Origin of the sequence: Micromonospora coerulea, from assembly GCF_016598485.1 — a bacterium.
Taxonomy (GTDB): domain Bacteria; phylum Actinomycetota; class Actinomycetes; order Mycobacteriales; family Micromonosporaceae; genus Micromonospora; species Micromonospora coerulea.
The window spans coordinates 21,815-44,901 of record NZ_JAEMUW010000031.1 but is presented as its reverse complement, the minus strand read 5'-3'; the positions used below and the strand labels follow the sequence as shown (position 1 = coordinate 44,901).

18 protein-coding genes and 1 tRNA gene are annotated in these 23,087 nt (G+C 73.5%); 4 read left to right on the top strand and 15 right to left on the bottom strand.

Annotation, left to right across the window (positions count from 1 at the left end; translation table 11 throughout):
• Positions 1-140: 140 nt before the first annotated feature.
• Positions 141-213 (bottom strand) — tRNA-Asn (locus tag I8N68_RS28185).
• Between the two features lie 275 nt (positions 214-488).
• Here I8N68_RS28185 and I8N68_RS28180 point away from each other — a divergent pair.
• The 4 genes from I8N68_RS28180 to I8N68_RS28165 all read left to right on the top strand — a co-directional run bounded on the left by I8N68_RS28180 (position 489) and on the right by I8N68_RS28165 (position 6,936).
• Positions 489-893, top strand: coding sequence for a hypothetical protein (locus tag I8N68_RS28180; RefSeq protein WP_200215526.1), 405 nt, complete (start codon positions 489-491; stop codon positions 891-893).
• 258 nt (positions 894-1,151) lie between these two features.
• A complete protein-coding gene (locus tag I8N68_RS28175; protein WP_200215525.1) occupies positions 1,152-4,484 on the top strand; it encodes a ThuA domain-containing protein in 3,333 nt (1,110 codons plus the stop codon).
• Between the two features lie 82 nt (positions 4,485-4,566).
• On the top strand, positions 4,567-5,640 hold the full coding sequence (locus I8N68_RS28170; RefSeq protein WP_234040743.1) for a sugar phosphate isomerase/epimerase family protein: 1,074 nt from the start codon (positions 4,567-4,569) through the stop codon (positions 5,638-5,640).
• 111 nt (positions 5,641-5,751) lie between these two features.
• Positions 5,752-6,936, top strand: a complete 1,185-nt coding sequence (locus I8N68_RS28165) for an ROK family transcriptional regulator (protein ID WP_200215524.1) — start codon at positions 5,752-5,754, stop codon at positions 6,934-6,936.
• 135 nt (positions 6,937-7,071) lie between these two features.
• On the opposite strand, the gene I8N68_RS28160 is transcribed toward I8N68_RS28165, so the two are convergent.
• The 14 genes from I8N68_RS28160 to I8N68_RS28095 all read right to left on the bottom strand — a co-directional run bounded on the left by I8N68_RS28160 (position 7,072) and on the right by I8N68_RS28095 (position 23,058).
• A complete protein-coding gene (locus I8N68_RS28160) occupies positions 7,072-8,082 on the bottom strand; it encodes a sugar phosphate isomerase/epimerase family protein (RefSeq protein ID WP_200215523.1) in 1,011 nt (336 codons plus the stop codon).
• Between the two features lie 311 nt (positions 8,083-8,393).
• Positions 8,394-9,272: a sensor histidine kinase gene (locus tag I8N68_RS28155; RefSeq protein WP_200215522.1), complete on the bottom strand. Its 879-nt coding sequence runs from the start codon at positions 9,270-9,272 to the stop codon at positions 8,394-8,396.
• A gap of 87 nt (positions 9,273-9,359) precedes the next feature.
• Positions 9,360-10,427 (bottom strand): polyprenyl synthetase family protein, encoded by a 1,068-nt coding sequence (locus I8N68_RS28150; RefSeq protein ID WP_200215521.1) that lies wholly within the window; start codon positions 10,425-10,427, stop codon positions 9,360-9,362.
• Positions 10,424-11,818 (bottom strand): alkaline phosphatase family protein, encoded by a 1,395-nt coding sequence (locus I8N68_RS28145; protein WP_200215520.1) that lies wholly within the window; start codon positions 11,816-11,818, stop codon positions 10,424-10,426. Before I8N68_RS28145 ends, I8N68_RS28150 begins: the two co-directional genes overlap by 4 nt.
• Complete coding sequence (eboE, locus tag I8N68_RS28140) at positions 11,815-13,008, bottom strand: metabolite traffic protein EboE (protein ID WP_200215519.1); 1,194 nt, start codon at positions 13,006-13,008, stop codon at positions 11,815-11,817. Before eboE ends, I8N68_RS28145 begins: the two co-directional genes overlap by 4 nt.
• Positions 13,008-13,859 carry a TatD family hydrolase gene (locus I8N68_RS28135; RefSeq protein WP_200215518.1) on the bottom strand — a complete coding sequence of 284 codons (852 nt, stop codon included), beginning with the start codon at positions 13,857-13,859 and terminating at the stop codon, positions 13,008-13,010. The genes eboE and I8N68_RS28135 overlap by 1 nt, the downstream gene beginning before the upstream one ends.
• Positions 13,859-14,482: an EboA domain-containing protein gene (locus I8N68_RS28130; protein ID WP_200215517.1), complete on the bottom strand. Its 624-nt coding sequence runs from the start codon at positions 14,480-14,482 to the stop codon at positions 13,859-13,861. Before I8N68_RS28130 ends, I8N68_RS28135 begins: the two co-directional genes overlap by 1 nt.
• Positions 14,483-14,548: 66 nt before the next feature.
• Positions 14,549-15,544, bottom strand: a complete 996-nt coding sequence (locus I8N68_RS28125; RefSeq protein WP_200215516.1) for a sugar phosphate isomerase/epimerase family protein — start codon at positions 15,542-15,544, stop codon at positions 14,549-14,551.
• Entirely contained in the window at positions 15,541-16,434 is an 894-nt protein-coding gene (locus I8N68_RS28120; protein ID WP_200215515.1) for an SCO3242 family prenyltransferase, read from the bottom strand. Before I8N68_RS28120 ends, I8N68_RS28125 begins: the two co-directional genes overlap by 4 nt.
• Positions 16,418-17,578 carry an inositol-3-phosphate synthase gene (locus I8N68_RS28115; RefSeq protein ID WP_200215514.1) on the bottom strand — a complete coding sequence of 387 codons (1,161 nt, stop codon included), beginning with the start codon at positions 17,576-17,578 and terminating at the stop codon, positions 16,418-16,420. Before I8N68_RS28115 ends, I8N68_RS28120 begins: the two co-directional genes overlap by 17 nt.
• A gap of 415 nt (positions 17,579-17,993) precedes the next feature.
• On the bottom strand, positions 17,994-19,205 hold the full coding sequence (locus I8N68_RS28110; RefSeq protein WP_234040742.1) for a Gfo/Idh/MocA family protein: 1,212 nt from the start codon (positions 19,203-19,205) through the stop codon (positions 17,994-17,996).
• 20 nt (positions 19,206-19,225) lie between these two features.
• Positions 19,226-20,278, bottom strand: a complete 1,053-nt coding sequence (locus I8N68_RS28105; RefSeq protein ID WP_200215513.1) for a substrate-binding domain-containing protein — start codon at positions 20,276-20,278, stop codon at positions 19,226-19,228.
• 93 nt (positions 20,279-20,371) lie between these two features.
• On the bottom strand, positions 20,372-21,481 hold the full coding sequence (locus tag I8N68_RS28100) for an ABC transporter permease (RefSeq protein ID WP_200215512.1): 1,110 nt from the start codon (positions 21,479-21,481) through the stop codon (positions 20,372-20,374).
• Complete coding sequence (locus I8N68_RS28095) at positions 21,478-23,058, bottom strand: sugar ABC transporter ATP-binding protein (RefSeq protein ID WP_234040750.1); 1,581 nt, start codon at positions 23,056-23,058, stop codon at positions 21,478-21,480. The genes I8N68_RS28100 and I8N68_RS28095 overlap by 4 nt, the downstream gene beginning before the upstream one ends.
• Positions 23,059-23,087: the final 29 nt, after the last annotated feature.

Below are 23,087 nucleotides of genomic sequence, written 5' to 3'. Positions count from 1 at the left end.
CATCCTGCCGGTCGACCTGACTCTTCGGGGCGAAACCTCCCACGGCGCGCACGGGGGAGACTGGAGGTCGACTGGTGCGGGTGGTCGCGAAAACAGAAGACGCCCGTCGGCGGGGCCGACGGGCGTGCTGTGGAGCGAAGCTCCCCCGTTTGGACTCGAACCAAAAACCTGCCGGTTAACAGCCGGCTGCTCTGCCAATTGAGCTACGGGGGACCGTAGGAACGCCCGGTTCCGGATCTCTCCGGCGCCGTGCGACGGGACAAGAGTACAGGACATCCGGGGGTGTTGGTCCAGGGGGTTACCCCGGCCGTTCGGGCGGCCGACGCGCCCCATAAAAGGGACAAATCGTCATCCGGGCGCAAGGAGGTATGAGCACGGAGCAGGATGGGTAGTTAGCTGCCGACAGAGGACACAGGCGCGAGTTGGCCGCTCCCGGCGGGGACCACCCGGGCGGGAACGGCGGCGCGTCAGGTACGAGAGGAGCCGCCATGCGCGGAAAGATCATGTTTCTTGGCGGGCTGGCTGCGGGATTCGTCCTGGGCGCCCGTGCCGGCCGGGAGAAGTACGAGGAGCTGGTGGTCCGGGGCCGCAAGGTGCTCGACCATCCCACCGTCCAGGAGGCGGCGGGCGTCGCGCAGGCTCAGGCGAACCGGCTCTACAGCGAGGGCAAGGACAGGCTGGGGCAGACCAAGCTCGGCGAGAAGCTCAGCGGCAACGGCAACACGTCCGAGCTGACCGCGGCCGACAAGCCGTTCGCCGGCACGCCGGCCACAGTGGGCGCCAAGTCCGGATCGGCCAGCGGAGGCTCCACCGGCTCGACCTCCGGGTCGTCGACCACCGCGACCCCCCGGACGAAGCCGTCCGGCACGGGCACCAACGGCAGCAACCTCTGACCCACACCGATCACAGCGGGCCGGTCACCTTCGGGTGACCGGCCCGCTGTCGTCTGCACCGACCAGCTCACACCACTTTTGCCGGTGACGAACGAAAGTCGGAGTGATTCATCTAAAACTTTGACCGCGAACCTCTTTTCTTTCTTCCCGTACGCAAATATGGTCCTGCGTAGAACCTGGCCAGGCTCTCGTCACTCCCAGCGACCTCCTCAGCCTCGTCCCGGCTGAGGCGGACCCGCCCGACCAGAGCGAGGTTCGATGCGCAGACCATTCGGCCGCAGGGCCGTTCTCCAACTGAGCCTGCTCGCCCTCGTCGGCGCGACACTCGTCGCGACGGCGGAGCGGCAGCCAACCCCGGCGCAGGCCGCGCCGGTCCTCACCGCACCGGCACCCGTCAGCAACGGCATCGAGTACAAGGTGCTGGTCTTCACCCGGTCGGCCGGCGGCAACCCGTCCGCCACCGCCGCCGGCGTACAGACCATCCAGCAGCTCGGGCGCGACCGGCGGTTCACCGTCGAGGTCACCGACGACGCCCGCAAGTTCGACGAGGCACACCTGAAGCAGTTCCGTGCGGTGGTCTTCCTGAACACCGCCGGCGACGTGCTGACCAACACCCAGCAGGCCGCCTTCGAGCGGTACTACCGCGACGGCGGCGGCTTCGTCGGCGTCCACTCCGCGATCGAGGCCGAGCCGGAGTGGTCGTTCCTGACCAACGTGCTCGGCACCCGGGCCACCACCGCCGCCCCGGTCAGCCGGGCGACCGTCACCGTCGCCGACCGCGTGCACCCCGCCTCCGCGACGCTGCCGCAGCGCTGGAGCACCACCGACCGGTGGTACAACTTCGCGGCCAACGTCCGAGGCGTCTCGCACGTGCTGGCCACGGTGGACGAGAAGACGTACAGCGGCGGCACGATGGGCTTCGACCACCCGGTCACCTGGTGCAAGGACTACCAGGGCGGCCGGTCGTTCTACACCGGACTCGGGGCCACCGCGGAGAGCTTCGCCAGCACCGACCTGCGCGCCCACCTCGGCGGCGCGATCCAGTGGGCGGCCGGGGTGACCGACGGCGACTGCGGCGCGACGGTGCTGGCCAACTACCAGATGACGGTCGTCGGGGCACAGCCCAACGTCAACGAGCCGATCGGCTTCGACGTCCTGCCCGACGGCCGGGTGATCCAGACCGACCGGCGCGGCGGCGTCCGCCTGCACGACCCGGCGAGCAACGAGACCACCGTGCTGGCGCAGATCCCGGTCTACACCAACAGCGAGGACGGGATGTACGGCCCGGCGATCGACCACGACTTCGCCACCAACAAATGGATCTACCTCTACTACGCGCCGCCGCTGAACACCCCGACCGGGAGTGCGCCGACCACCAGCACCGATCCGGCGGCCTGGGACCAGTGGAAGGGATACTTCCAGCTCTCCCGGTTCAAGTTCGTCGACGGCGAGACCCCGTCGCTGGACCTGAGCACGGAGCAGAAGATCCTCCAGGTACCGGTGGACCGGGGCGCCTGCTGCCATGTGGCCGGTGACATCGCGTTCGACTCCAAGAACAACCTCTGGCTGGTCACCGGGGACGACACCCCGGCCGGCGGCGGCGGGTCCGGTGGCTTCTCGCCGCACAACGACTCGGTCAGCGCCACCGGCGTCTACCAGGCGCCCTTCGTGGACGCCCGGCGCAGCTCGGCCAACACCAACGATCTGCGCGGCAAGATCCTGCGCATCTCGGTGCAGGGGGACGGTTCCTACACCGTGCCGACGGGCAACATGTTCCCGGCCGGCACCGAGAAGACCCGCCCGGAGATCTACGCGATGGGCTTCCGGAACCCGTTCCGGATCACCCTCGACAAGAACGACGTCGCCTACATCACCGACTACTCCCCCGACTCCTCCACCGCCGCGGTCGGCCGGGGACCGGCGGGCACCGGCCGGATGATGGTGGTCGACAAGCCGGCGAACTACGGCTGGCCGATGTGCGTGCAGCCGAACCTGCCGTACATCGAGATGAACTGGACCACCACCCCGATCTCGCCGGTCGCGCCGTTCGACTGCGCGGCGCCGAAGAACACGTCCCGGCACAACACCGGTCTGACCGCCCTGCCGGCCGTGGAGAAGTCCGAGCTGTGGTACTCGTTCCAGGCACCGACCCCGTGCCCGGAGTCGTACCTGTCGACGCCCACGCAGACCTGTCCGGTGCTCTTCCCCGAGCTCGGCACGGGCGGCGTCGGCCCGCACGGCGCGGCGAAGTACGACTTCGACCCGGAGCTGAGGTCGGAGACGAAGTTCCCCGCGTACTACGACGGCGCGATCTTCTTCGGCGAGTTCACCCGGGACACCCTCAAGGAGATCCGGCTCGACGACAAGGGTGACATCCTGAAGATCAACAACGTGCTGAACTGCGGTCAGGCGCCCACCACGCCGGCCAAGCCGTTCCTCTGCGACAACCCAATGGACATGCGCTGGGGCGCGGACGGCAACTTCTACCTGCTCACGTACGGCGACGGATTCTTCAACGTCAACCCGGACGCGGCGATGCTGAAGTTCAGCTACGTCAAGGGCCTGCGAGCGCCCACCGCCGTGCTCAACGCGACACCCACCAACGGCATCGCGCCGCTCACGGTCTCGTTCTCCAGCGAGGGGTCGAAGGACCCGGACCCGGCCGACTCCATCTCGTTCGCCTGGGACTTCGACGGCAACGGCACCACCGACTCCATCGACCCCAACCCGACGCACACCTACACCACCAACGGCGTCTACACCGCGCGCCTCACGGTGACCGACTCCAGCGGCAAGACCGCGTCGGCGAACACCACCATCACCGTCGGCAACACCGCGCCGACCGTCACCGTCACCACCCCGCTCGAGGGCGGCTTCTTCAGCTGGGGCGACAACATCCCGTGGTCGGTGACCGTCACCGACCCCGAGGACGGGCCGGTGGACTGCGCCAAGGTCGAGGTGACCTTCGTCCTCGGCCACGACCAGCACGGTCACGGCGAGACCAACCAGTTCGGCTGCTCGGGCGTGCTGCCCACGGACGCCGACGACGCCTCGCACGGCGGCTACATCTACGGCGTGGTCAGCGCGTCGTACACCGACGGCGGGGCGAACGGCCAGCCGGCGCTGACCACGGTGGACCAGCAGATCATCCAGGCCAAGCGGCAGGAGGTCGAGTTCGCCGCCGACGAGTCCGGCACCACCGTCGGCACCAGCGCCGACACCGGCGGCGGCCAGCAGCGCGGCGGCCTCGACCCGGGCGACTGGATCGCGATCAACAACACCGTGAACCTGACGAACATGCAGTCGGTGACGCTGCGCACCTCCGGTGGCAGCGCGGCCACCGCCGGGCAGCCCCGGTTCGGCGTCCAGTTCCGGCTGGACTCGCCCACCGGCCCGCTGCTGACCACCGCCACGGTCAACGCGACCAGCGGCAACACCGCCTTCACCAGCACCACCGTGCCGATCACCGACCCGGGCGGCACGCACCGGCTCTACCTCGTCTTCACCACCGTTCCCGGTGGCCCGGCCAGCGGTTTCGGCAACCTCAACTGGGTCGAGTTCACCGGTCAGGGCATCGGCGTCACCCCGTGACGACCGCCCCGGGTGGGGCCACCGCCGGTGGCCCCACCCGAGCACCAGCCATCACCAGTCAGCACGGAAAGGCAGCCAGGACATGACCGACACACAGCACGGAATGAGCCGCCGCCGGATGCTCGGCACCCTCGCCGGCGCCGCCGGAGCGGTCGCCGTCGGCGCCGCCGGCTGGGCCCCCTCCGCCGCGGCGGAGGGCAACGGCCTGCTCATCCCCACCGGCAAGCGCGGCATCATCCTCTACAGCGTCCGCGACCGGATCAGCGCCGCACCGGACACCTCCGGCGTCCCGTACGGGTTCGAGCGGGTGCTCGGCCGGCTCGCCGAGATCGGCTACCAGGAGGTCGAGTTCGCCGGGTACACCCAGAACACCGGGATCCTCGGCCGACAGATCACCCCCGAGGAGATCCGCAAGATCCTGGACGACAACGGGCTGCGGGCCAACGGCTCGCACGCCTCCGTCCCGAGCACGGTCACCCCGGACACCATCGCCGCCTTCGAGCGGACGCTCGACACCGCCGAGATCCTCGGCATGACGCACATCGGCACCGGCAACGACCCGACCGGCAGCAACTACAAGGCCGACTGGGACGCCGCAGCCGACCGGTGGAACACCTTCGGCGAGATGGCCGCCGCCCGTGGGCTGAAGCTCTACACCCACAACCACGACGCGGCGTACAACTTCCTGCTGGACAGCGGCCCGCTGGACGCGCTGGGCCGGCCGACCCGGTCCTCCGGCATCCGGAAGCTGGAGTACTTCTTCGGGCTGACCAACCCGGAGTGGGTCTGGTTCGAGATGGACATCTACTGGGCGCACGTGGCGCAGTACCGGTACCGCAGCTACACCGACCCCGACGGCGTCACCCAGACGAACGTCTTCGACCCGCTGGCCACGGTGGCGGCCCGGACCACGCGCTTCCCGCTGTTCCACGCCAAGGACGGCGCGTTCAACCCGGCCAACTCCGCCGGCTACGACATGGTGCCGCTCGGCCAGGGCGACATCGACTACGGCACCTTCTTCGCCAACATGGGCGCGAAGGGCTACCACAACCCGATGTGGGAGCAGGACAACGCGCCCGGCGGCACCGCCGACCCGGGCCGGTCGCTGCGCTACGCGGAGATCAGCTACGAGCACATGTCGGGTCTGCGGGGCTGACCGACCCGACCGGAACACCGCAGGGGCCGCGTCCGGTTTTCCGGGCGCGGCCCCCTCGCGTCACGCACCCGTGACGGGGGTGTGGAAGATTCGCCGGTGGAGGTGATCGCCATGACGTTGATCGGACCGGACAACCCGGACCAGGCACGGCTGTTGCGCATGCTGCGCGACGACGGCCCCCGCTCGCGGGTCGAGCTGGCCGACGCCCTGGGACTCACCCGGGCGCGGTTCATCGCCGAGGTGGACCGGCTGACCGCCCAGGGCCTGGTGGAGATCGCCGGGCCGGCCGCGTCCCGGGGCGGGCGCCGCTCGTCCCTGCTCCGGATCGCCGGGCAGGTCCGCTTCGGTGCGGTGGCCGTCGGTGCCGGGCGGCTCGACGTCGCGCTGACCGACGGCGAGCTGACCGTGCTGTCCCGCCTCGGTGAGCCGGTCGACGTCCGGATCGGGCCGGAGGCGCTCGTCGGCCGGGCCGTCGAGCTGCTCGGCAAGCTCCGCGCCGAGGCGGGGCTGTCCCGGCTGACCGGGGTCGGGGTGGCCCTGCCCGCGCCGGTCGCCGTGCGGGAGGGGGCACCGGCCTCCTCGCCCGCCCTGCCCGGCTGGCACCAGTACCCGGTCCGGGACGCGATCGCCGCCGAGCTGGGCTGCCCGGTGCAGGTGGACAACGACGCCAACGTGCTGGCGCTCGGTGAGCTGCACGCCGGCACCGGCCGGGCGTTCGACGACTTCCTCTACGTGAAGTTGGGCAGCGCCATCGGGTGCGGGCTGGTGCTGGGCGGCGCGCTCTACCGGGGGGCGACCAGCGGGGCCGGCGACATCGGGCACCTGCGGCTGACCGACGACGGCCCGCTCTGCGCCTGCGGCAACACCGGCTGCCTGGAGGCGTACTGCGGCGACGGCGCCCTGGTCCGGGAGGCGCTGGCCGCCGCGCGGGCCGACCGGTCCCCGGCGCTGGCCGACCAGCTCGCCCGGACCGGGACACTGACCGCGGCGGACGTCGCGCGGGCGGCGGTGGCCGGCGACGCGACGGCGCAGGCCCTGGTCCGCGACGGCGCCCGCCGGCTGGGGCAGGTGCTGGTCGGCCTGGTCAGCTTCTTCAACCCGGCCATCGTGATCATCGGCGGGGCGGCCCCCGGCATCGGGCCGGTGCTGCTCGCCGAGATCCGGGCGGTGGTCTACCGGCGCTCGACCCCGCTGGCCACCGGCAGCATGCCGATCGTCCTGTCCGACCTCGACGATCGGGCCGCCCTGGTCGGCGCGGCCCGCCTGATCAGCGACCAGGTCTACGCGGCCCGCTGACCACGGCGGCCGGCCCGGCCGGGATCGCCCGGGTGGCCGGCGGACGGCCGACCCGGTCCGCCTCGACGTCCGCCGGGACGCGGTCGGCGGGAACCGCCAGGGGCCGACCGGGCGACGGGCGGCCCCTGGCGGCGGTCAGTCCCGGTTGCTGCTGAACGCGGCGTCGAAGGCGGCCGCCGGGGCGTCGAAGGCGAGCCGGCGGACGAACTGGAGCGCCTCGGGCGCGCCGACCAGCCGGTCCATGCCGGCGTCCTCCCACTCGATGGAGATCGGGCCGGTGTAGCCGATCGCGTTCAACGCGCGGAAGCAGTCTTCCCAGGGCACGTCCCCGTGGCCGGTGGAAACGAAGTCCCAGCCGCGGCGCAGGTCCGCCCACGGCAGGTGGGAGGAGAGCCGCCCGCGCCGGCCGTCGCCGGTGCGGACCTTGGCGTCCTTGCAGTCGACGTGGTAGATCCGGTCGGCGAAGTCGAAGATGAAGTTGACCGGGTCCAGCTCCTGCCAGACGAAGTGCGACGGGTCCCAGTTCAGCCCGAACGCCGGGCGGTGGCCGATCGCCTCCAGGGCCCGCTTCGTGGTCCAGTAGTCGTACGCGATCTCGCTGGGGTGCACCTCGTGCGCGAAGCGCACGCCCACCTCGTCGAAGACGTCGAGGATCGGGTTCCACCGGTCGGCGAAGTCGGCGTAGCCGCGTTCGATCATCGACGGCGGGACCGGCGGGAACATCGCCAGCGTGTGCCAGATCGACGAGCCGGTGAAACCGACCACCGTCCGCACCCCGAGCTTCGCCGCCGCCCGGGCGGTGTCCTTGATCTCCTCGGCGGCGCGTTGGCGCACCCCCTCGGGCTCGCCGTCGCCCCAGATCCGGGCGGGCAGGATGTCGCGGTGCCGCTCGTCGATCGGGTGGTCGCAGACCGCCTGGCCGACCAGGTGGTTGGAGATGGCGAAGACCTGGAGGTTGTGCTTGGCCAGGGTGGCCCGCTTGCGGTCGACGTACGAATCGTCGGCCAGGGCCTTGTCGACCTCGAAGTGGTCGCCCCAGCAGGCGATCTCCAGGCCGTCGTAGCCCCATTCGGCGGCCAGCCGGCAGACCTCGTCGAACGGAAGGTCGGCCCACTGGCCGGTGAAGAGCGTGATGGGTCGCGCCATTGTCCTTCTCCCCTGTCGTGGTGGGGGATTCCGCAGCAAACCGGGGCGAGGGCGACCGGGTACGGGCGGCCGACGGAGCACCGGTGGGCGCGATCACGCGCCTGGGCCCGACGGGTTGCGCCTCCCGTCGGGTCACCGGCCACCTCGCGGTCGCCGCCCTCACTCTAGGTCGACCCGGACCGGCGCGGAAGGCCCCGCACCGGTCCCGGCCGGCCGCCCGGGCTGGCCCCGGCGCGCAGCGCCTGGAAGACGTACTCGTCGACCTCGAAGGCGTCAGGATCAGCGCTGGTCGTCGGCGAGCAGTACCCGGATCACTCTGCCAGCTCCTCGGGGGCGGGCAGTTCGGCGCGGACCAGGAAGCCGCCCTCGGGACGCGGGCCGGCGCTGAACACCCCGCCGACCGCCTCGGCCCGTTCCCGCATGCCGAGCAGCCCGAGCCCGGCGCCGGGACGAGGCGTCCCGGGAGGGCCGTGCGGTTGCTCCAGCCCGGCCCGCTCGTCGCCGCCCGGGCTCCGCCCGGAGGGCGGAACCTCGGCGGGCCGCTGGGGCCCCGGCAGGCCGGCCGCCGCACCGGCGCCCCGCCGACCGGGGGCGCCGTCGTCGCGTACCTCGATGGTGACGCCCTCGGGGTCGTAGCGCAGACGGACCGCGACGGCCGCCCCCGGCGCGTGCCGGTACGCGTTGATCAGCGACTCCTGGATGATCCGGTAGGCGGCGACGTCGACGGCGCTGGGCAGCGGCCGGGGCTGCCCGGCGAGGCTCCAGCGCACCGGCTGGCCCGCGGCGAAGCCCTCGACCAGCGCATCCAGCCGGTTGAGGCTGGGCGCCGGCTCGGTGGGTGCGTCACCGGCGAGGAACGCGGTACGCCGGTCGGCGCGGGTGGCGACCGTGTACCCGGCGATCGCCACCGCGATCACGAACGGACCGCGCGCCTGGTGGGTGACGAGGGCGAGCACCACCGCGGCGAGCATCACGCCGAGCACGGGTAACGGGTACCGACGGCGGAGGGCGAGCGCGCCGCAGCCGACGAGCGCCAGCAGCACCGCTCCGGCGGTGAGCGGATCGCGGGGCGGGCCGCCCGGCGGGTTCACCGGCAGCAGGCTGACCACGAAGAGCACCGTGGCCAGCAGCGCGTCGGCCAGCCCCGGGTGCGCCCGGGCGATCCGGCGCCACTGCGCGAGGCGTCCCATGCGGCCCAAGGTACGGCAGCGACCCCGCCCCGCACCTGGCGCCACCCGCACCGTGCCGTCCGGCTGGGCCGACGGCAAAAAGTGGCGTCAGTGCCGGCGCTGGACCGCGCGGGCCGCCAGCTCGCCGAGCGCCGCCCGAGCGGGCTCCGCCAGCGGCAGCCGGTCCAGCGCAGCCAGGGCCCGCGCCGCGCACGCCTGGATCATCCGCTCGACCCGCTCTCGCGCCCCGGTGGCCTCGATGACCCCCCGCAGCTCGGCGGCGCCCGCCGCGTCCAACGCCGGATTGCCGAACAGCGCGCGCAGCCGGGCCGCCCCGGTGCGGTCGGCGGCGGCCCGGGTCAACGCCATCAGCACCGTCGGCTTGCCCTCGCGAAGGTCGTCCACCGTGGACTTGCCGGTGACCGCCGGGTCGCCGAAGACCCCGAGCAGGTCGTCGCGGAGCTGGAACGCGTCGCCCAGCGGGTCGCCGAACTCGGCGAGGGCGTCCACCGCGGCCCGGTCCGCGCCGGTCAGGGCGGCGCCGATCTGCAACGGCCGGGTCACCGTGTACCGGGCGGTCTTCATCCGGATCACGGTGAGCGCGCTCGCCACCGAGCCGTCGCCGGCGGCCGCCACCACGTCCAGGTACTCCCCCGCGATCACCTCGGCACGCATCAGCGCGAAGACCGCGTACCCCCGGCGCAGCTGCTCGGCGCCGAGCCCGCAGCCGTGGAACATCTCCTGTGACCAGGCGGCGCAGAGGTCCCCGCAGAGCAGGGCGGCGTTGCGGCCGTACGCCCCGGGGTCACCCCGCCAGGCGGAGCGCGCGTGCAGGTCGGCGAAGTGCCGGTGCACCGTGGGCTGGCCGCGCCGGCGGTCGCTGCCGTCCAGGATGTCGTCGTGGATCAGCGCGAACGCGTGGAACAGCTCCAGCGCCGCCGCGGCGACCACGATCGGTGGTCCGTCCGAGCCGCCAAAACCCCGAAAGCCCCAGTAGCAGAACAGGGGCCGCAGCCGCTTGCCACCGGCCAGGACGAACCGGTGCAGGGCGGCGTGCACGGCCCCCGGAACGCCGTCCGACCGACCCGGCCCCTGCCGATGCAGGAACGCCGCGAGCTCCGCGTCGAAGCGGGCCCGCAGCAGGGCCGCGTCGGTCGGCACGACGGTTACGGTCACGGCGCCTCCCGGGCCAGTCCGGCGAGCTGGAGCAGCAGCGCCTTCACGTCGGTGGCGGCGAGCCGGTCGCGGGCGGCCGACCGGTCCGAGCAGAGCAGCACCGGCCCGTCCAGCGGGTCGGCCGGGAGCCGGCCGTGCGAGCCACGGACCGCCCGGGCCCCGGCGTCCAGCCCGACCACGCTCATCAGATAGCGCAGGCCGAGCTTCTTGCGCGCCAGCGCCACCGCCGCCCGGCGCTTCGCCGCGCCCGGGGCCGCCGGGTCGAAGAAGAGCTCGGCCGGGTCGTAGCCCGGCTTGCGGTGGATCTCCACCAGCCGCGCGAAGTCGGGCGCGCGGGCGTCGTCAAGCCAGTAGTAGTAGGTGAACCAGGCGTCCGGCTCGGCCACCAGCACCAGCTCCCCGGAGCGGGGATGAGCCAACCCGTACCCGGCCTGGCCGTCGGCGTCCAGCACCTCGGCCACCCCGGGCAGCGCCGCGCAGAGCTTCGCCACCGCCGGCACGTCGGCCGGGTCCCGGACGTAGACGTGCGCCACCTGGTGGTCGGCGACCGCGAAGGCCCGAGACGTCCACGGGTCGAGGTACTCCATGCCGGCCTGGGTGTAGACCCGCAGCAGCCCCTCGGCGCGCAGCAACCGGTTGACGTCCACCGGGCGGGACACGTCGGTGATCCCGTACTCCGACAGCGCCACCACCGTGGCCTCCTTGGCGCGGGCGGCGTCCAGCAGCGGGCCGAGCACGGCGTCCAGCTCCGCCGCCGCGGCGGCGGCCCGGGGCGAGTTCGGGCCGAAGCGTTGCAGGTCGTAGTCCAGGTGCGGCACGTAGACCAGGGTCAGGTCGGGCGCCTGGTCGGCGAGGATCCGTTCGGCGGCCCGGCAGATCCAGCGCGACGAGGGCAGCCCGGCACCCGGACCCCAGTAGGTGAACAGCGGGAAGGTGCCGAGCGCGTCGGTGAGCCCGTCGTGCAGCTCGGGCGGGTCGGTCCAGCAGTCCGGTTCCTTGCGGCCGTCAGCGTAGTAGATCGGGCGGGGGGTGACCGTCCAGTCCACGTCGGCACCCATCGCGTACCACCAACAGACGTTCGCCACCGAGTAGCCGGGCTCGACCCGGCGGGCCGCCTGCCAGAGCTTCTCCCCGCCCACCAGCGCGTGGTGCTGCCGCCACAGCAGCACCTCGCCGAGGTCCCGGAAGTACCAGCCGTTGCCGACGATCCCGTGCCCCGACGGCGGCTCACCGGTGAGGAAGGTGGACTGCACCGAGCAGGTCACGGCGGGCAGCACGGTGCCCAGCTCGGCGGAGAAGCCCGCCTCGGCGACCGCGCGCAGCCTGGGCATGTGCGCCAGCAGGCGCGGGGTCAGCCCGACCACGTCCAGCACGACCAGCCGGCGGCTCATCGCCCCACCCCCGTACCGGCCGGCGCCACGAGGCCGACGGCGACCAGTTCGTCGCGGGCGAAGGCCAGCTCGGCGGCGATCCCGGTCGCCAGCTCCGCGTCGGTGCGCGGCCGCCGCGCCGCCGGCAACACCCCCCAGGTGTACGTCTCGACGTCGAGGTGGTCGCAGCCGGCGACCGGGCCGGCGTACAGCCCGGCGAGGGCGGCCCGCAGCACCGGCAGGGTGGACGTCAGCGGCGGCTCCGGCGGCGCGTGCAGCGGCACGTGGTAGTGCACCCGCCACGGTCCCGGCAGCTTCGCGTCCAAGGCGGCGTCCAGGTCGTCGGCGGCGTACGCCGCGTCGGCGGGGTCGGCGGCCCGGGCGCAGCCGGCGGCCCGGGTCTGGTGCAGGAAGCGGGGTTCCACCCAGCGGCGCAGCGCGCCGGCCGAGCCGGCCGGGTCGGCGGCCTCGACGGCGGCGGAGACCTGCACCTTGACCACCGGCAGCCCGGCCGACTCCAGTCGGCCCAGCGCCTCGACCGGCTCCTCCCAGGCGCAGGCGAGGTGCGCCAGATCGAGGCAGATCCCGAGCCGGTCAGAATCCATGGCTGACAATACCGCGCTCGCCTGTCCCGTGGACTCCACAATGCACCCCGGTTCCGGTTCGAAGCCGACCCGGATCGGGCGGCCGGTCTCCCGCTCCACGGCGGCCAGCCCGGTCGCCAGCTCGCCGAGCCGTCTCCGGGCCGCCTCCGCGCGACCCGCGTCCCACGGCTCGCGCCACGCCAGTGGCAGGGTGGAGACCGAGCCCCGGGCCGCGTCGTCGGGCAGCAGGTCGGCCAGCACCCGGGCCAGGTGCAGGGTGTACGCCAACCGGTCGCCGGTGGTCCAGTCCGGGTGGTACACGGCGCCCTTGACCACCGGCGCCTGGAACGACGCGTACGGGAAGCCGTTGAGGGTGACCACCTCCAGCCCACGTACGGTCAGCTCGGCGCGCAGCCGCCGGCGCAGCGCCGGGTCGGCGGCCAACTCGGCGGCGACCGGGGCGGCCAGCCAGAGCCCGAGGCCGAGCAGGTCGGCGTCGAGGGCCCGACGGACCGGGACGGCGTACCGGTCGAGCTGGGCGAGGATGCCGGCCAGGTCCTCGGCCGGGTGGACGTTGGTGCAGTAGCCGAGGTGCACGGTGCTGCCGTCGGCGTGCCGCAGCCGCATCACTCGCCGCCGCGCAGGATCGAGTTGCCGGCGAAGGTGGCCGCCGGGGCGTCCAGGTCGCCGAGGTCGAGCCGCCCGGACTGGCCGTAGAACTCCACCGGGTTGCGCCAGAGCACCCGGTCGACGTCGTCGTCGGTGAAGCCGGCGAGCAGCAGGGCCTCGCCGGTGGCCCGGGTCAGCAACGGATCGGAGCGGCCCCAGTCGGCCGCCGAGTTGACCAGCATCCGCTCGGTCCCGTACGTCTTCAGCAGCTCCACCATCCGGCCGGGCGTCATCTTGGTGTCCGGGTAGATGGAGAAGCCCAGCCAGCAGCCCGTGTCCCGGACCAGCTTCACGGTCACCTCGTTGAGGTGGTCGACCAGCACCCGGCCGGGGTCGATGCCCGACTCGGTGACCACCGCGAGGCTGCGCTCGACCCCGCGCGCCTTGTCCCGGTGCGGGGTGTGCACCAGGGCGGGCAGGTCGTGGCCGACGGCCAGGGCGAGCTGGGCGGCGAACGCGGCGTCCTCGGCCGGGGTCATCGAGTCGTAGCCGATCTCGCCGACGGCCACCACGCCGTCCTTGTCCAAATAGCGCGGGAGCAGGTCGAGCACCGGGTGGCAGCGCGGGTCGTTGGCCTCCTTCGGGTTCAGCGCGACGGTGGCGTGGTGCCGGACCCCGAACTGCCCGGCCCGGAACGGCTCCCAACCGATCAGCGAGTCGAAGTAGTCGACGAAGGTGGCCGCGCTGGTGCGCGGCTGGCCCAGCCAGAACGCCGGTTCCACCACCGCGCGTACGCCCGCGGCGGCCATCCGCTCGTAGTCGTCGGTGGTCCGTGAGGTCATGTGGATGTGCGGGTCGAAGATGCGCATCACGCCTCCCTGGCGGTGGTCAGGTCCGAGCCGGCGCCGAGCCGGTCGAGCAGGTCGGTGGCGTCGGCCGGCATGGCCCGGCCGGCCGCGTGCCGCTCGGCGGCCAGCGCGGCCAGCATCGCCGCCAGCTCGGCGTCGGCACGCCCGTCGAGGTCGTCGACGACGGCCAGCGGCACGCCGGTGAAGACGCACTTGAGCACCGCCTGCCGCCAGGCCGCCTGCTCCAGGTGCCGGGCGTAGGGGCCGAGCGCGGCGGCGACGAGCCGGGTGTCGTTGGTGCGGATGGCGTCGTGCAGCAGGGGCACGCAGGCCGCGCCGATCGGCAGCAGCGGCAGCGCGCGCAGCACGGCCCGCTTCTCGGCGGCGTCACCGTACCGGTACAGGGCCTCGGCGGTGGTGGCCGCGTGGTCGGCGGGGAGGGCGGCGAGCAGCAGCGCCCGGGCGGCCTCGTCGACGGTCCAGCCGGGCAGGTCGGGCAGCGGACCGCGCCCGCAGTGCCGCGCGGCGGCGGGGAAGAGCCGGGTGATCGCGGCGGGCTCGGTGCGGACGCGGCGCAGCGCCGCGTCCAGCCACCGCGGATCGGGTACGCCCCGCAGCGCGGCGCGCAGTCGGTCGGGTGTCATGCCGTCTCCCCTCTCAGCCAGGTGGCGGCCGCTCAGCCACCGCCTGCTCCGCCAGGTGGCCGGTGCTCAGCCACCGCCTCTGCTCTGCTGCGCCCCAGGCAACAGGGGCACTCCGGACACCGGACGTCGGATGTTGCCGTCGCTGCCGCGGAGCGAAGGGGCCACCGCGTCGGCGGTCCGGGCGGCAGCGCGCAGGAACTCGATCGAACGGGCGGCCACCGCCGGCGCGGCGTGCGAGTGCCGGGGCAGTTCCACCGCCACCAGGCCGCGGTAGCCGGCGTCGGCGAGGGCGCGCAGCACCGGCGGGAAATCGATCTCACCGCTGCCGAACTCCAGGTGCTCGTGCACGCCCCGGCGCATGTCGTCGATCTGCACGTTGACCAGGTGCTCGGCGACCGCCGTCACGCAGTCCGGCACCGGTGTCGGCTCCAGGCAGCGACAGTGTCCGATGTCGAGGGTGATGCCGAACCGGGGTGGCTCGCCGAGCGCGGCCCGCAGGCGCCACCAACCGGCGACGTCCTCGACCAGCATGCCGGGCTCGGGCTCGAAGCCGAGCGGCACCCCGGCTGCCTCCGCCGCGGCGCAGACCGTGGCGCAGCCGGCCACCAGCCGGTCCCACGCGACGGCCGCCGGCACCTCCGGCGGGCGTACCCCGGCCCAGTACGAAACGGCCTCGGCGCCCAGATCGGCACCGATCCGCACCGCCCGGCGGAGGAACTCGATCCGCCGGGTCGGGTCGTCGTGCAGCAGGGTCGGCGCGTGCTTGTGCCACGGGTCGAGCAGGTAGCGGGCGCCGGTCTCCACCACCACCGTCAGGCCGAGCCCGGTGAGCCGGCGGTGCACGGCGGCGACCCGCCGGGCCAGCCCCGGTGCGAACGGATCCAGGTGGTCGTGGTCCAGGGTGAGCGCGACCCCCTGGTAGCCGAGGTCGGCGATCACCGCCAGCGCGTCGGGCAGCCGGTGGTTGGCGAAGCCGTTGGTGCCGTAGCCGAACCGCAGCCCGGTCGGGCGCAGCGCAGCCGCCTCCGCCCCGGCCGCTCCCGATGCCGCCGACCCGGTCATGTCGGCGACACCAACCGGGCGAGACGGCGCCCCAGCGGGGCTGCCGCCGCGACGGCCAGGCCCAGTACTCGGGCGCCGGCCCGCGCGGTCAGCGCGCCCTGCAACGCGGGCAGTCCGGTGATGCCGGCGCCGACGGCGGCACGGACCCGGCCGGGCGACGGGTCGGCCAGCACCCGGGCCTGGGCCGAGCCGTACCGGGCGGCGTAGCCGGCGGCGAGCACGGCCGGGACCGGACTTGTCCGGCCGAGCGCGGTCGCCGCCACGACGGCGGTACCGGCGAGGGTCGCCCGGGGCAGCCGCCGGTCGGCGCCGCTGACCTCGCGGCGGGACAGGGCGGTGACCGTCCAGGTGTGCGCGGCGACGGTCAGCGCCGCCGGCAACGCGCGGGCGAGGCGGGCGCCCGCCGACGCTCCACCGCCCAGCCGGTGGCCACTCGTCCGGGGGCCGGCCGAGGTCGCGCCGAGGAGCACGTCCAGCCCCCGGCAGGCCGCCATCACGACGGGACCGGCGGCGGTGTTCTTGGCCAGCAGGTCGTACCCCCAGATGGCGGCGGTGAGCGGCACCGCGACGGCCGCCGCCCGCCGGCCCCCGGCGGCGGTGGCCAGGGCGAGCCCGGCGGCGGTGAGGCCGGCGGCCAGCCCGAGCGCTGCCGGCGCACTCACCCGGCCGGACGGGATTGGCCGCTCCGGCCGCTCCACCGTGTCCAGCCGGCGGTCGGCCCAGTCGTTGGCCGCCATGCCGGCCCAGTAGAGCAGCACCGACGACCCGGCCAGCGCCGGCGTCCGGCGACCCAGGACACCCGCCGCCGCGGCACCGGCCAGCACGTCCCCCGGTACGGAGAGCGCGGCCGGCGCGCGGACCAGCTCGGCGAGGTCAGCGAGCCTGGTCATCGGCGCTCCCGGAGTGCAGCTCGGCGACGAAGTCGCGCAGCGTCACCCACTGCTCGGCGAGGCCGTGGCTGCGGGCGTCCAGCGGATCCTTGAAGAAGAAGGCCAGTTCGGCGAGGGGCCCGCGCCGGCCGGCGGCGTGCGCGGCGGCGGTCAGCCGGGCCAGGTCGAGCACCAGCGGGGCGGCCAGCGCCGAGTCGCAGCCGTGCCAGGTGAACTCCATCCGCATCCCGGTGCCCAGGAAGCCGGCGAAGGTGACCAGGTCCCAGGCGGTCTTGAAGTCGCCCAGCTCCTCGACGTGCTCGATCCGGGTGCCGCCCTGCGGGACGTAGCCGAGGGTCTCGGCGAGCACCCGCTGCTTGCTGCTCACCTTGGCGGCGTTCGCGGCCGGCTCCGCCAGCGTCGCGCCGTCGCCGCCGCCGAGCAGGTTCACTCCGGACCAGGAACGGACGGCCAGGTGCCGCATCGCGAACATCGGCGCCAGCACCGACTTGACCAGGGTCTCCCCGGTCTTCCCGTCGTTCCCGGCGTACGGCAGGCCGCGCTCGGCGGCCAGCGCCGCCAGCGCCGGCAGCCGGGCCCCGGTCGACGGCGTGAAGTCGACGTACGGGCAGCCGGCGGTGAACGCCGCGTACGCGTACAGCGAGCTGGCCGGCAGCACCTCCTCGGGGCCGGCCAGCGCGTCGCGCAGGGCGGTGGGGTCGAGGTGCGCGGGGTGCGGGACGGCGGCCGGTTCGGTCGCGGAGACGTTCACCACTACCACCCGGTCCAGCCCGTGCCGCCGCCGGAAGTCGGTGAGGTCGTGGACCACCGCGGCGGCCCGTTCGGCCTGGGTGCCCCCGACCGGCGCGGGGCGCAGCGCCTCCTCGACGCCGGCCAGCTCGTCGGTGAGCGCGTCGACCAGCCGGCCGGGCAGCACGCCGGCCGCGGCCAGCGCCTCGGCGCGCTTCGTCAGCGGGGTGGCCGCCACGTCGTGCCCGCCCACCACCAGATCGGTGAAGGCGGGCAGGGCCGGCCCGCGCAGCTCGGGCAGCTCGGTCACACAGCCGGTCGGGCCGGTGAGCCCGGCCCGCAGGGCGAGCGCCCCGACGATGCTGGTGGTCGCGACCGAGCCACGCACTCCCATCAGCCAGACTCCCGTACGCATCGTGCTCCTCCCCTGGAACCTCCGTGCCGAGTTCTCGCTGGTCGTCGAGGTGCGGATGGGCCCCGTCCGCCGGTCCGTCGCGGGTTGCGTCCGGGTCCGGCGGCGAAGTCGGCGGCAGCGCCGCTGGACGGGGTCCCGGGCGGGTGACGGACGAGGCTGGCAGGCAGGCCCGGTCGGCGTCCCGGTCCTACCTCCCCCGCATCCCTGGTACGCGTCCGCCGGTGCGGCCGGGGAATCCCGGTCCGGCCGCACCGGACGGCCGTGCTGCTCGTGCCGCACCGGAGTGGTTCCGGTGGCACGCCCTCCGGCGCCGGCCTCGGCCCGGCCGCGGGGCGCAACCGCGGCCGGTCCCTCGCCGGCCGGCTCCGGAAAGCCGGTCGGGCGGCGCCGGCGGGTCGGCCGGCGCCGCGGTGGGTCAGGCGGCCACCTCGGCCGCCAGCGCGGGTGTCACCTCCGTCCAGGAGGAACCCTGCTCGGCCGAGCGGGTCACCGCGTCCAGCACCAGCTGGACCTGCAACGCGTCGGCGAACGACGGGGTCGGATCGGCGCCGGTGGCGACCGCCTCGACGAAGTCCCGCATCTGGTGGGTGAAGGAGTGCTCGTAGCCGATGATGTGCCCCGGCGGCCACCAGGCCGACATGTACGGATGCTCGCCCTCGGTCACCAGGATCCGGGTGAACCCCTGCTCGGCCGCGGGCCGGGTGGCGTCGTAGAACTCCAGCTCGTTGAGGCGTTCCAGGTCGAACACCACGGTGCCGAGCGAGCCGTTGATCTCCACCCGGAGCGCGTTCTTCCGCCCGGTGGCGAAGCGGCTCGCCTCGTACGTGGCCACCGCCCCGCCGTCGAGGCGGGCGACGAAGACCGCCGCGTCGTCGACGGTGACCGGGCCGGTGGCCCGGCCGTTGCCGTCCGCCTGGGCGGCCAGGCCGCTCGACCCGGTCGGCAACGGCCGTTCCTTGACGAAGGTCTCGGTCAGCGCGCTGACCCCGCTGATCCGCTGCCCGGTGACGAACTGCGTGAGATCGATGATGTGCGCGCCGATGTCGCCGAGCGCGCCGGAGCCCGCCCTGTCCCTCTGCAACCGCCAGACCAGCGGGAACTGCGGGTCCACGATCCAGTCCTGCAGGTACGCCGCCCGGACGTGCCGGATCACGCCGAGCCGTCCGTCGGCGACCAGCTGCCGCATCATGGTGACCGCCGGCACCCGGCGGTAGTTGAACCCGCACATGGCGCGCACCCCGTCCGCCCGGGCCCGGGCGGCGGCGGCCGCCATCAGGCGCGCCTCCTCGACGGTGTTGGCCAGCGGCTTCTCGCAGAGCACGTGCTTGCCGGCGGCCAGCGCGGCGATCGCGATCTCGCAGTGGCTGTCACCCGGCGTGCAGATGTCGACCACGTCGATCTCGTCGGACTCGACCAGCCGCCGCCAGTCCGTGGTGTACCCGTCCCAGCCGAGCCGGTCGGCGGCGTCGGCCACCTTCGACTCGTCCCGGCCGCAGACGAGCGACATCCGGACCCGCGCGGGCAGGTCGTACACCCGGTTCACGGTGCGCCACGCCTGGGAGTGCGCCGCGCCCATGAACGCGTAGCCGACCATGCCGACCCGCAGGTGTCTGTCGTGAGTGGACAAGGTGGGTCTCCCCCCGTGTGTCAGAACCCGAGCTTCAGGTAGTCGCCCGCGTTCTCCTTGGTGATCGTCTCCGAGGCGAGCACGATCTCCTTGGGAACCTGGAGTTCCACCAGGTCGGACATGCCCTTGCCCTGGCCGATCAGGCGGGCCAGGGAAATGGCCGAGGAGGCCATCGACGGGCTGTAGGTGACGGTGGCCTTGAGCACCGTGTTGTCGGCCTGGATGTCCTCCATCGCCTTCTTCGAGCCGGCGCCACCGACCATGAAGAACTCCTTGCGGTTGGCCTGGTTGACCGCGGCCAGGACGCCGATGCCCTGGTCGTCGTCGTGGTTCCAGAGCGCGTCGATCTTCGGCAGCGCCTGGAGCAGTCCGGTGGCCGCCTGCTGGCCGGAGTCGGCGGTGAACTCGGCCGGGCGCCGGTTGGCCACCTTCAGGCCGTTCGCGGCGAGGGTGTCGGCGAAGCCCTTGGAGCGTTCCTGGGTCAGCTCCAGCGAGTCAATACCGGGGATCTCGCCGATGACCGGGTTGCTCACGCCCTTGGCCTTGAGCTGCGCGACGATGTAGGTGGCCGCGGCCACCCCCATGCCGTAGTTGTCACCCTTGATCTGGAGCCGGTAGGCGCGCGCGTCGGGGAAGGCCCGGTCCAGGTTGACCACCGGGATGCCGGCCTTCATCGCCTCCAGGCCGAACGCGTTGAGCTCCTTGCCGTCGTACGGCAGCAGCACGATCACGTCCGGCTTCTGGGAGATCAGCGTGGAGAGCGCCGCGCGCTGGGCCGCCGCGTCCGCGCCGGCCTCCACGCTCTTGAACTCCACGTCCGAGTACGCCCCGGCCTGCGCCTTGGCGTTGTTGGTGATGGCGGCGATCCAGCCGTGGTCGGCGGCCGGGGCGGAGAAGCCGATGGTCACCTTCTTGCCCGGGTCGGCGTTGCCGCCGGCCGCGGCGGCCTTCGTCTGGGCGGCGGTCGGCGCCGTCTCGTTGCTGGTGCAGCCGGCGAGCACGACGCCGGCGGAGAGCGCGGCCCCGCCGAACAGCAGCCGGCGGCGCGACAGATCGCGACTGTGCTGGGTCATGACGACCTCCATTTATGAGGTGGTGGGGTGGAAAAAGGGTGTGCTGAGCCCGGCCACCGTCGCTGTCGAGGTGGCCGCCGATGTCGCGATGGGTCAGGTGGTGGTGGCCCGGTTACGGCCGAGGAACTGGGTGAGGCTGCGGAACTGCACCTGCTGGACCAGGACGGCGGCGACGATGATGCCGCCCTTGACCATGTTCTGGGCCTCGGTGGAGAGGCCGTTGATGGCGAAGAGGTTGGTGATCGTCGAGAAGATGATCACGCCGAGCAGGGAGCCGATGATCGTTCCCCGCCCGCCGCTGAGCAGCGTGCCGCCGATGATCGCGGCGGCGATCGCGTCCAGCTCGTAGAGGTTGGCCATCGCCGCCTGGGCCGAGTTGGCCTGGGCGGTGAGCATGATGGCGGCGATGCCGCAGCACAGCCCGGAGAGCGCGTAGAGCAGCAGGGTGTGCCGCCGGACGTTGATGCCGGCCAGCCGGGCCGCCTCCGGGTTGCCGCCGACGGCCACCGTGCGCCGCCCGAAGGTGGTGCGGTTGAGCAGCACCCAGCCGGCCGCGACCACCGCGGCGAGGATGTAGACCAGCAGCGGGATGCCGAGCAGCTTGTTGCTGGCGATGCCGTTGATGAAGGTGTTGCTGGACACCTGGGTCTGCTTGTCGGAGATCTCCGCGGCCAGGCCGCGGGCGGCCACCAGCACGGCCAGCGTGGCGATGAAGGGCACCAGCCGGCCGTACGAGATGAGCACCCCGTTGACCAGGCCGACCGCCAGCCCGACGGTGAGCGCCGCGAAGACCATGCCCCCGGCGCCGTAGCTCTGGGTGGCCACGGTGGTGGCCCAGACCCCGGCCAGCGCGACGATCGCGCCGACCGAGAGGTCGATGCCGCCACCGATGATCACGAAGGTCATCCCGACGGTGACCACGCCGACCACCGAGGCGAGCTTGAGGATGGTGAGGATGTTGTCCCACACCCAGTTCGAGTCGCCGTAGAGATCCGGTCGGGTGAGGATGCCGATCACGATCAGCACCACCAGCACCCCGATGAGGCCGAGGTTGCGGCGGACGCCCTCGCCGCCGTCACCCCGCCACCAGGAGAGCCGCCGCGCGGCGTCGGCCTTCGCCGCCGTCTCGGCCGGGTCGACCGGCGGCGACGGCGCCGGCAGGTCCGCCCGCGCCGACGTCGCCGTCGGAGTCATCTCACTCATGCTGGCGCACCTTCCATGAGGGACCCCGCCATGACGAGGTCGAGCACCGTGTTCTCGTCGAGTTCGCCGGCCGGGGCCTCGCGGACCACCCGGCCCTCCCGCATCACCAGGACCCGGTCGGCCAGCCCCAGCACCTCGGGCACCTCGCTGGAGACCAGCAGGACGCCGACGCCCCGGGCGGCCAGCGCGCGGATCACCTGGTAGAGCTCGGCCCGGGCGCCCACGTCCACGCCCCGGGTCGGCTCGTCGAGCAGCAGCAGCCGGGTGTCGCCGAGCAGCCAGCGACCGACCACCACCTTCTGCTGGTTGCCCCCGGACAGGGTGCGGACCGGCCGGCGTACGTCGCGGGGACGCAGCTCCAGGGAGTCGGCGATCCGGTCCGCCTCGGCCCGCTCCCGCCCGGTGTCGGTGAAACCGAGGCGGGCGTACCGGCCGAAGGTCGCCAGGGTGACGTTGCGATAGATCGGCTCGCCGAGCAGCAGCGCCTGGCTCTTGCGTTCCTCGGGGGCCATGCCCATGCCCGCCCGCACCGCCGCGCCGACGCTGCCGGGCCGCAGCGCGCGACCGCCCATCCGGACCGTGCCGGCCTGCGCGCGCCGGGCACCGAAGATGGTCTCCAGCAGCTCCGAGCGGCCAGAGCCGACCAGCCCGGCGATGCCGACGATCTCGCCGGCCCGCACGGTCAGCGACACGTCGGCGAACTCGCCGGCCCGGGTCAGGCCGTCCACCCGCAGCAGTTCGGCGCCGTCCGGTTCGGCGGCCGGGCGGTCCGGGAAGACGTACTCGATGCTGCGGCCGGTCATCCGCGAGACCAGGTCGCGGGTCGGGGTCTCGCGCGCCGGCAGGTTCGCCGCCGTGGTCCGGCCGTCCTTGAGTACGGTCACCCGGTCGCCGATCTCGCGGATCTCCTCCAACCGGTGGGAGATGTAGATGACCGCGATGCCCTGCGCGGTGAGCTCCCGGATGATCCGGAACAGGTTGCCCACCTCGTCGTGGGCCAGCACCGCGCTCGGCTCGTCCATGATGATCAGTCGGGCCTCGTGGGAGAGCGCCCGCGCCATGCTGACGATCTGCTTGCCGGCGGCGGGCAGCGCCCGGACCATCCGGCCCGGCGGGATCTCCGGGTGGCCGAGCCGGCCGAGGATCTGCCGGGTGCGGCGGGCCATCTGGCCCCGGCGGACGAAGCCGAGCCGGCGCGGCTCGTGGCCGAGGAAGGCGTTCTCCGCGACCGAGAGGTCCTCGACCAGGTCGAGTTCCTGGTAGATGGTGGCGATGCCGGCCCGCATCGCGGCCTGCGGGTTGGCGAAGGTGGCGGGCTCGCCCCGCCAGTACACGTCGCCGGAGTCCGGCCGGTGCACCCCGGAGAGCACCTTGATCAGGGTGGACTTGCCGGCGCCGTTCTGCCCGAGCAGGCAGTGCACCTCACCGGCGCGCACCTCCAGCTGCACCCCGTCCAGCGCGCGTACGCCGGGGAAGGTCTTGACCACGTCGGTGAGGCGCAGGACCACCTCGCCCGCGACGGTGTCGGCGGGGGCCTCGACCAGCGGCGCCTTCGTCACGGCGACCTCCTCGCTCATGGTGGTGGGGTCCGGCGGGGTCGGCGCGC

Bases quoted from the DNA above. Each gene is read 5' to 3' on its own strand.
- I8N68_RS28125 (WP_200215516.1), bottom strand. From the start codon at position 15,544: ATGACCGGGTCGGCGGCATCGGGAGCGGCCGGGGCGGAGGCGGCTGCG.
- I8N68_RS28175 (WP_200215525.1), top strand. From the start codon at position 1,152: ATGCGCAGACCATTCGGCCGCAGGGCCGTTCTCCAACTGAGCCTGCTC.
- I8N68_RS28105 (WP_200215513.1), bottom strand. From the start codon at position 20,278: ATGACCCAGCACAGTCGCGATCTGTCGCGCCGCCGGCTGCTGTTCGGC.
- I8N68_RS28165 (WP_200215524.1), top strand. From the start codon at position 5,752: ATGACGTTGATCGGACCGGACAACCCGGACCAGGCACGGCTGTTGCGC.
- I8N68_RS28100 (WP_200215512.1), bottom strand. From the start codon at position 21,481: ATGAGTGAGATGACTCCGACGGCGACGTCGGCGCGGGCGGACCTGCCG.
- I8N68_RS28115 (WP_200215514.1), bottom strand. From the start codon at position 17,578: ATGCGTACGGGAGTCTGGCTGATGGGAGTGCGTGGCTCGGTCGCGACC.
- I8N68_RS28180 (WP_200215526.1), top strand. From the start codon at position 489: ATGCGCGGAAAGATCATGTTTCTTGGCGGGCTGGCTGCGGGATTCGTC.
- I8N68_RS28130 (WP_200215517.1), bottom strand. From the start codon at position 14,482: ATGACACCCGACCGACTGCGCGCCGCGCTGCGGGGCGTACCCGATCCG.
- I8N68_RS28155 (WP_200215522.1), bottom strand. From the start codon at position 9,272: ATGGGACGCCTCGCGCAGTGGCGCCGGATCGCCCGGGCGCACCCGGGG.
- I8N68_RS28095 (WP_234040750.1), bottom strand. From the start codon at position 23,058: ATGAGCGAGGAGGTCGCCGTGACGAAGGCGCCGCTGGTCGAGGCCCCC.
- I8N68_RS28120 (WP_200215515.1), bottom strand. From the start codon at position 16,434: ATGACCAGGCTCGCTGACCTCGCCGAGCTGGTCCGCGCGCCGGCCGCG.
- eboE (WP_200215519.1), bottom strand. From the start codon at position 13,008: ATGCGGCTGCGGCACGCCGACGGCAGCACCGTGCACCTCGGCTACTGC.
- I8N68_RS28145 (WP_200215520.1), bottom strand. From the start codon at position 11,818: ATGAGCCGCCGGCTGGTCGTGCTGGACGTGGTCGGGCTGACCCCGCGC.
- I8N68_RS28170 (WP_234040743.1), top strand. From the start codon at position 4,567: ATGACCGACACACAGCACGGAATGAGCCGCCGCCGGATGCTCGGCACC.
- I8N68_RS28135 (WP_200215518.1), bottom strand. From the start codon at position 13,859: ATGCGCATCTTCGACCCGCACATCCACATGACCTCACGGACCACCGAC.
- I8N68_RS28160 (WP_200215523.1), bottom strand. From the start codon at position 8,082: ATGGCGCGACCCATCACGCTCTTCACCGGCCAGTGGGCCGACCTTCCG.